Annotated in this window: 10 protein-coding genes and 2 pseudogenes; 6 read left to right on the top strand and 6 right to left on the bottom strand. The window is 38.7% G+C overall.

The window, feature by feature from the left end; translation table 11 throughout:
• The 6 genes and pseudogenes from HSISS2_RS04430 to HSISS2_RS04395 all read right to left on the bottom strand — a co-directional run.
• Positions 1-532: pseudogene (locus HSISS2_RS04430) on the bottom strand (hypothetical protein); the annotation flags it as partial.
• 16 nt (positions 533-548) lie between these two features.
• Complete coding sequence (locus HSISS2_RS04425; protein ID WP_021145592.1) at positions 549-821, bottom strand: MerR family transcriptional regulator; 273 nt, start codon at positions 819-821, stop codon at positions 549-551.
• Between the two features lies 1 nt (position 822).
• Positions 823-1,164, bottom strand: coding sequence for a hypothetical protein (locus HSISS2_RS04420; protein WP_021145591.1), 342 nt, complete (start codon positions 1,162-1,164; stop codon positions 823-825).
• On the bottom strand, positions 1,151-1,393 hold the full coding sequence (locus tag HSISS2_RS04415) for a hypothetical protein (RefSeq protein ID WP_021145590.1): 243 nt from the start codon (positions 1,391-1,393) through the stop codon (positions 1,151-1,153). Before HSISS2_RS04415 ends, HSISS2_RS04420 begins: the two co-directional genes overlap by 14 nt.
• 743 nt (positions 1,394-2,136) lie before the next feature.
• Complete coding sequence (locus tag HSISS2_RS04400; RefSeq protein WP_021145588.1) at positions 2,137-2,766, bottom strand: Rha family transcriptional regulator; 630 nt, start codon at positions 2,764-2,766, stop codon at positions 2,137-2,139.
• A 14-nt stretch (positions 2,767-2,780) separates the two neighbouring features.
• The gene (locus HSISS2_RS04395; RefSeq protein WP_021145587.1) at positions 2,781-3,002 is read right to left on the bottom strand and encodes a helix-turn-helix transcriptional regulator; all 222 of its coding nucleotides are present in this window, start codon (positions 3,000-3,002) and stop codon (positions 2,781-2,783) included.
• A gap of 100 nt (positions 3,003-3,102) precedes the next feature.
• On the opposite strand from HSISS2_RS04395, the gene HSISS2_RS10845 reads away from it, so the two are divergent.
• The 6 genes and pseudogenes from HSISS2_RS10845 to HSISS2_RS04365 form a co-directional block, all read left to right on the top strand.
• Positions 3,103-3,684: a helix-turn-helix domain-containing protein gene (locus tag HSISS2_RS10845; protein ID WP_021145586.1), complete on the top strand. Its 582-nt coding sequence runs from the start codon at positions 3,103-3,105 to the stop codon at positions 3,682-3,684.
• Positions 3,685-4,171: 487 nt separating this feature from the next.
• Positions 4,172-4,906, top strand: coding sequence for an Abi family protein (locus HSISS2_RS04385; RefSeq protein ID WP_021145585.1), 735 nt, complete (start codon positions 4,172-4,174; stop codon positions 4,904-4,906).
• 57 nt (positions 4,907-4,963) lie between these two features.
• On the top strand, positions 4,964-6,130 hold the full coding sequence (locus HSISS2_RS04380) for a site-specific integrase (RefSeq protein WP_021145584.1): 1,167 nt from the start codon (positions 4,964-4,966) through the stop codon (positions 6,128-6,130).
• Between the two features lie 161 nt (positions 6,131-6,291).
• On the top strand, positions 6,292-6,978 hold the full coding sequence (locus tag HSISS2_RS04375; protein WP_021145583.1) for a tRNA (adenine(22)-N(1))-methyltransferase TrmK: 687 nt from the start codon (positions 6,292-6,294) through the stop codon (positions 6,976-6,978).
• On the top strand, positions 6,968-7,756 hold the full coding sequence (locus HSISS2_RS04370; RefSeq protein WP_021145582.1) for a Nif3-like dinuclear metal center hexameric protein: 789 nt from the start codon (positions 6,968-6,970) through the stop codon (positions 7,754-7,756). The genes HSISS2_RS04375 and HSISS2_RS04370 overlap by 11 nt, the downstream gene beginning before the upstream one ends.
• Before the next feature lie 12 nt (positions 7,757-7,768).
• Positions 7,769-7,968, top strand: a pseudogene (locus HSISS2_RS04365) (ZIP family metal transporter); the annotation flags it as partial.

The raw sequence follows: 7,968 nt of genomic DNA, 5'->3' as shown, positions 1-7,968 counted from the left end.
GCCCTCTATTTACAATCTTTTCATAATCAGTAGGGTCTCCAGTGGTTACTGGTAAGCCTTGTAACTGCGACCATGTAAGGCTTGTACTGTCGAAAGGTAACCCGATTTTGTTTGCTATCTCTTGGACAGTCTGCCTATAGGTCTGCTCGTTCATTCCGTCACTAGGCTTCACTACAAGCCTATAGCGTGGCTTATTAGCCGTGTGCTTAATAGTTGGGTAAACTATATAAGAATACCCGTGTAAGGCGTTATCGACCACGCTAGGAAAGTCTATGATAGCCTCTAGCTCGTCATAGTCCAAGAAAATCAAGTCACGATAAACCAAACTAGCGTTATTGCGTTTGTAGTTGCCGTTCTCGTCTTGTTTCACCTTTCCACTAAGGCAGTAGGGGGCTGAATTGCGCTTAAAATCGTCGATATTTGCACTTTCGGGGACTGTCCTAGGTCTAAATTCTGCTATATAGTCAAAGGGTGCTTTTTTATCGAATAAATTTAAGTCATTCCCAAACCCTTTGCTTTCATAAATAGGCATAATTAACACCCTCTTTCTAGTTATACACACCCAAGAAAGCTAGAATATCACTGATACGGTAATAAACCTTGCGCGTGTCCTCTACTGGTGGCTGATAGCGTTTAAGCCCTGCCTCTTCCCAACGTCTTAGAGTGTTGTATTTAAGTCCTAGCTCGTCCATTGCTTGCTGGGCAGTGATTAGCCCTAACTGGTGTTTATCAAGCTTAGAATAGCCCTCTAGGGCTTTATCTAGTATCGATATAACCCCTTGGGCAAGCTCTTTTTGGTATTCTTTACTCAATACTTGCATATTAGCCCCTTTCTAGTGTTTTCTCGTATGCAGTCACGTCCTCAATAGACATTAGAACGTCGAGCCTTTTCTGCTCGTTCTTGACTTGATTTTTAAGGGATACAAGCCCCTCTAATAGTTCCTCTCTGGTTTCTGCGATATAGTAACCATTACGAATACCAACCCTAGCACCAATGATAGGAACACCATGTCTAATAACTAGGTTACTGATTGCACTAGATATTAGACGGGGTGCGTAACCCGTGATAGTGGCTATCTCTCCGCCAGTCGTAGCGTTAGCGCATCCTTTCTTTAGGGTAGCTAAAACTGCCTTTTCAACCTCTGATAGTCTATTTCTTTTCATTGACACCTCTTTCTTGACTGCTTACCATAATTTGCCCATTCATCCACATATCAGTGACGATCGTTAAAAACTCAAGCACACTTTCTAACTCCCTGTGGTCTTCTGGTGGGTAACAATCAAATTTATTTTCTAGGGAAAAATCTAGCATAGTTTGGAAAGCTTCATCTAACCACTGACCAAAGTGTTCAGCTCGTAATTTTGCAAAGTCAAAGTTTTTGTTTGTTGTCATTGCCTGCCTCTTTCTAGTTGTAATACTTGCCTTGTGATTGAATATAAGCCCCGTAGCGTGTGCCTACGTTGCGCGTGGTGTTATCTGTCACGGTATCAGCTTTAGGCTCTATATCAAGCTGAAAATAGCTTTTTTAAGCCATAAAACAGTTACGGCAAGCGATAAAATAATAGCTAGGATAATAAACTGGCTAGCAGATAAATTCAATTCAGTAGCCATGCTTTACTCTCCTTTTTCCTCTGTCTCGTATGCTTTTAATTCCTCTGGGTTGTCACATTCGAGTAGGTAAAACGCAACTCTATCTAGCTCGTTAGAATAAATTTCTGCCATATCAAAGACTGTTTCCAGAAAGTTATCCATTTCATTGCGTAGTAGCCCATTATCTGCCCCAGCGTGTTTCGCAATCATAAGAGTGTTAGCATGGTGTCGTAGTGCTTGCAAACCAGACATGATATTAGTTAGGTCAGTGCCTAGGTTTTTGCTTTGTTTAATCGTTAGTGTGTTATTCTTTGTTTTTTAGCCATTGTATTTACCTCAATTTTGTTTTTTTCTGTGATGTTATTCCATTTTTAAGAGGTAGCGCTCTAAGTAGGGGTACACGATACCAGCAATTCATGGTATAATTGAGGTATCAAATACAGATACTAAAAACCTTATTACGGCTTGCCTGCTGTAATTTCTTTTTAGTTATAGTGAGTAAAAGGCTTGTGAGTTTGGCGACTGCTAAGCCTTTTTTGTTGCAATCACGCGCTTTCTTGGCGTGTTTTTTTATTTCTGAATGCTATAGCCTTGATTTCCTGATAACTCATATTCAAGCCAATCATGGCTATTACCATGTCTTCAAACGCCTGGTATTGCTCCAGCTCGACACTGGTCAAGCTATCAATGCCGTTGTAGCCCCCACGCTCTTCCCTTAACTGCTTAGCGTTCCTGTCGGTTACTGCCTTTAGTAGCAAGTTATTCATGGTGCTATGTGCGTGCTTGGGTGCATTAGTCCATGTCTCAATACTGTCATGCAGTGTTTTTCTTTTCGGCTTTTCTAGCGCCCTCTGCATACGAAACTTAGAAAGTTCCTCACGCATTTCAAAGAATGATTTGACTAGGTTCATTTTGAACTGCCGTACAGGTTCGGTATTCTTTAGATAAGTGATCAGCAAGGTTGCCTGTTGTTCATTTAGACGATAGATTTTCATTGGTCGCCCTCGCCTGTCTAATTTACGGATTTCAAATCCGATTATTCCGTAGCTTTCAAAATCCTCTTGATGATTTCTTATTAAGCTTTGCACTGTATCATGTTTAACTTCAGCGCATTCTGCGATAATCTCGCTTGTTGTATACGGCTCTTTCTTGCCGTCCATGTAGACTAGTTCCAATAGTTGCTCCTTTCTTATTCTTCCACGTTCATAAGTTCATCAATGGTAACATTTAGAAAGTTAGCCACTTTTTGTAGTGTGGTAATATCGGGGCGTTTTGTACGTTCATAGTAAAGGGCGGTAAGTGTTGATTTTGCTATTCCCGTTCCTTTTGCTAGGTCAGACACTTTTAAACGTTTCTTAGCTAGTAGAACCCGTAGATTGTTTTCATAGATTTCCTCCTTGATTTTTTGCACCTTTTTTCGGTGCGTGGTTATAATAGCACTTTATTTTTCGTAGTCAAACATTTTATAGCGAAACTATATACATTTTTTCGGTGTGTGATATAATTTCAATATGGAAAAGATTAAAAACATACATGAAAACCGACTTAAATCGCTAAGAAAAGAAGTGGGTTTGTCTCAAGGGGAACTAGCCGAAGAAGTTGGTGTATCTTATAGAACTATACAAAACTGGGAAAATGGGGTTAATCAGATCAAACCCGATAAGGCACAGCTTTTGGCCAATTATTTCTATGTTGATGTTGCGTATTTATTGGGATTTAGCCCTTTTAGAAATAGGCAGGAAGAAGATTTCTATTACACAACGGGCTATCCTATAAGCTTAGGCCCAACACCTAGAGACGAAGATAATAACGAGGACAATAACGAGTATAACGTAGTGAAAATCACTCCCCATAACTCTGCTCTAAGTGATGAAGAACTCATGAAGTTGCCCAAAGAGGAAAGACAAAAATATATAAAGGAGCAATTTAAAAATCTTGAGGTTCAAATAGCTAGTGTCAATGAGAAACTTTCAGAATTAAGTAAAATTTCTACCGAAAGTCTTGTTAAACTTTCTAGCGAACAACTTAATCGACTGACTACCGATTTAATTCAAGCATTAGCAAAGGTAAACGAGGTTAACAAGAATAACTAATCTAGTTATCTTTCTCAAGCTTCACTCGAAGTTCATTCTTTGTTTGCTCGAAGTTCAATAAGTCATCCACGAACCATACGGGGAAGAAATTGAATTAACATAAATTTTTAATAAAATAAATACAAAAATATTGACGAAAACATAAAAATATTTTACAATGGAGATACTTAAGGAATAGCTTTCGGAGAAACCTACGGGTCCCGATTGCGGAAGGCATCTCCAATATGAGGAGGTGTCTTTTTTTGGTTCGTCCATTCAAAAACGTACATGAACAACTAAGTATTTTAAACAATAGAGGACTTAAGTTAACAGATTACAAAAATAATAAACTTTATTTAATGACCAATAATTACTATTCAATTATCAATGGCTATAGTCGATATTTTTGGCAAACAACAAATAAGTATTACCCTGGTACTACCTTCGATGATATTTCCAAGTTGTATTTTTTGATAGAGAGCTTAAGTTTATTTTCTTAAAGGCTATTTTGGAAGCTGAAAAACATCTAAAATCAATAACTGCTTATACATTAGCAGAAAGGTATCAGCAAGATCCTACGGGTTATTTAGACGCGAACTTCTATACTTACAACTCCAACAATAGAAGAGAAAGGCGAGATGTTACATATTTGGTAAGCAGATTTCGAAATATCATTTCAAAATATAATAGACAACCCGGAAACAACCCGATAAAGAACCACCAAATAAATCATGGCGGGATTCCCTTCTGGGTTATGGTGGAATATCTTACATTTGGAGAGCTAAAACTTGTAATTAAATATCTTCCAGCAATTCAAAATACAATTGCCAAACGTCATTACACCTTTATTACCGAAAAAATGCCAATACAATCATTTTTTTCTGGAAATGAACTCTTGTCCTTTATTGAAAACATTTTTGAAATTCGTAATATTTGTGCCCATGATTCACGACTTTTAGATTTCAAATGTAAAAATAACCTTGTCTATTTTCCAACTTTACATGATCGTTACAACATTCTCCCTGCCTCCCCCAGAAGTGATGTATATAATACATTCTTAACGTTACAATGTTTTTTAAGTAAAACACAATTTGCAATTTTACATAATACGGTATTGAAACGCCTTTCTTATCTGGACAAATACCTTTCAAAAAGAGGGTACCCAATCCATACAAATACTATTCTGAGTACGCTCGGTTTTCCTAATAATTGGCATGCTATCACTACAAAACTATCACAGTAATAAACCACTCTAAAAACCTTATTACGGCTTGCCTGCTGATGTTTAGAAAGGTTTATCATGAAAATTAACGAGATAAAGAAAAAAGACGGGTCAACCGTCTATCGTGCTAATATATATCTTGGCGTTGATGTAATCACTGGCAAGAAAGTTACAACTAAAGTAACCGCTAGGACAAAGAAAGAACTCAAGACCAAAGCCCAACAAGCGCAATTTGATTTTAAAGCCAATGGCTCAACACGCTTTAAGGCTAGCTCTATCACAACATATAAAGAGCTAGCTCTTTTATGGTGGGAAAGCTATAAAGATACAGTCAAACCGAATACCCAAGATAGTGTTTACAAGATATTAAATAACCATATTTTGCCTTTGTTTGGCAGTTTTAAACTAGATAAGCTAACAACTCCACTGATACAGTCGATTATCAATAAGATTGCTAATAAGACCAACAAGGGAGAAACGGGAGCTTATCTCTATTACGATAGGATACACGCGCTTAACAAGCGTATTTTACAGTATGGCGTAGTCATGCAAGCTATACCGTTTAACCCTGCGCGTGAGGTTATCCTTCCTAGAAATATCCAAAAAGCAAAGCGTCAAAAGGTTAAACACTTTAATAACGAGGAACTAAGACAATTCATTGATTACTTAGATAGCCTAGACAGTAATAGATACCGTTATTACTATGAAACCGTGCTATACAAGTTCTTGTTTGCTACGGGTTGCCGTATTAACGAGGCTTTAGCTCTCTCGTGGTCTGATATTGACCTTGATAACTCGGTTGTGCATATCACAAAGACTTTAAATTATAGAAAAGAAGTAAACAGTCCAAAGTCGAAAGCTGGTTACCGAGATATAGACATAGATCAGCAGACCGTAACCATGCTTAAAAAATACCAACGTAAGCAAATACAAGAGGCTTGGAAACTAGGTAGGACTGAAACAGTGGTATTCTCGGACTTTATACATGAATACCCTAATAGCCGTACCTTGCAAACTCGATTAAGAACACACTTTAAACGTGCTGGGGTAACTAACATAGGTTTCCACGGTTTCCGACATACTCATGCTAGTTTGCTCCTTAATTCGGGTATTCCTTATAAGGAGTTGCAACACCGTCTAGGGCATTCTAAACTTTCAATGACTATGGACATATACAGTCACTTATCAAAAGAGAATGCTAAAAAAGCCGTCTCATTCTATGAAATGGCTCTAAAATCTATATAAAAGTAAGCAAAAAGGTAAGCAAATTGCTGAAACAGTCTTTTAAAATAAAGAAAAAGCCTATAATAGCGGGGGTTGTCTAAGCATATTTTAAAATAAAAGCATTTCTTACCAACCTCCTTTTTTGATATAATGAAGAGACTTTAAAAATAGAAAGATGAAAGATGTACGTACAATTATCTAAACGCCTTAAGGACGTAGCAACCTTCGTCCCTAAAGACGCAAAACTTTTAGATGTAGGTAGTGACCACGCCTACCTCCCTATTTATTTACTTGAAAAGGGTTTGATTCGCTCAGCTATTGCTGGTGAAGTGGTGAAAGGCCCTTATGAATCTGCTCTTACTAATGTCTCAGCTTCTGGTTTCAAAGATAAGATTGACGTGCGCTTGGCTAACGGCTTGGCAGCTTTTGAACCCTCTGATGTTGTCACAACTATCACGATTTGTGGTATGGGGGGACGTTTGATTGCGGATATTCTTGATTCTGGTAAGGATAAACTTAAAGGTGTGGAACGTCTGATTCTGCAACCCAATAATCGTGAAGACGACCTTCGTATTTGGTTGATGGAAAATGGTTTTGTCATTGTCACAGAAGCTATCATGACCGAAAATGGCAAATACTACGAAATCATGGTGGCTGAGGCTGGTCAAATGACTCTATCAGATAAGGAGGTTCGCTTTGGACCTCATCTCATGAAAGACCAGTCTCAAGTCTTCCAGCTCAAATGGCAACGTGAAATCAATAAATTGGAGATTGCTTTAGGATCCATTCCTTTAGCCAACCAGGCTGATCGTTTATTTGTTGAAGAGAAAATCCAAACCATTAAGGAGGTTTTGAACCATGTTAGCTAGTGAACTTATCAAGTCTTATGAAAGCTTTTGTCCACAGGAACTTTCCATGGAAGGTGATGTGGTTGGTTTGCAGATTGGCAGCCTGGACAAAGAGATTCAGAAGGTCATGGTTACCTTGGATGTTCGTGAGAATACAGTAGCCGAAGCCATTGAAAAAGGTGTGGACCTCATCATTGCCAAACATGCCCCTATTTTCCGTCCGGTTAAGGATTTGGTGTCTTCGCCTGACCGTGATATTTTGCTGGACCTGGTTAAGCATGATATTGCAGTCTATGTGAGCCATACCAATATTGATGTGGTTGATGATGGTCTCAATGATTGGTTTTGTGGCTTACTTGATATTAAGAAGACCACTTATTTGACGGAGACTGCTGACAATCAAGGAATCGGTCGAGTGGGTGATATTGTGCCACAAACCATTGAAGAACTTGCTCTTAATGTCAAGTCTGTTTTTGGCTTAGATAGTATTCGCCTGGTTCGTTATAATCATGAAAATCCTCTTGTTAACCGTGTGGCTATTTGTGGTGGTAGCGGTCAAGGATTTTACAAGGATGCTTTGACAAAGGGCGCACAAGTCTTTATCACGGGTGATGTTTATTACCATACTGGTCAGGAAATGATTACCAATGGCCTCTTGGCAATTGATCCTGGTCACCATATTGAAGCTCTCTTTATCGCAAAGATTGCTGAGAAACTTGAGGCTTGGAAGCTTGAGAAGGGCTGGAATGTTACAATTCTTGAAAGTCAGTCGTCAACTAACCCCTTTGACCATCTCTAGGAGGATCTACCTGTGACTTGGCTTTTACATCAACATGTGGTCTTGTTGGCCTTACTTGCTGGTCTTTTCACTTGGGGTTGTACCATTGTCGGCTCGGCTATTGTTTTCTTTTTCAAGCATATTAGCCGTAAATTGTTAGATATCATGATGGGCTTTGCGGCTGGAGTCATGATTGCGGCCTCTTTCTGGTCACTCTTGGACCCTTCTTTAGC

It is taken from the genome of Streptococcus sp. HSISS2, from assembly GCF_000448665.1.
Lineage (GTDB): Bacteria > Bacillota > Bacilli > Lactobacillales > Streptococcaceae > Streptococcus > Streptococcus raffinosi.
The sequence above is the reverse complement of the archived record's forward strand: the minus strand, read 5'-3'. Positions and strand labels throughout refer to the sequence as shown.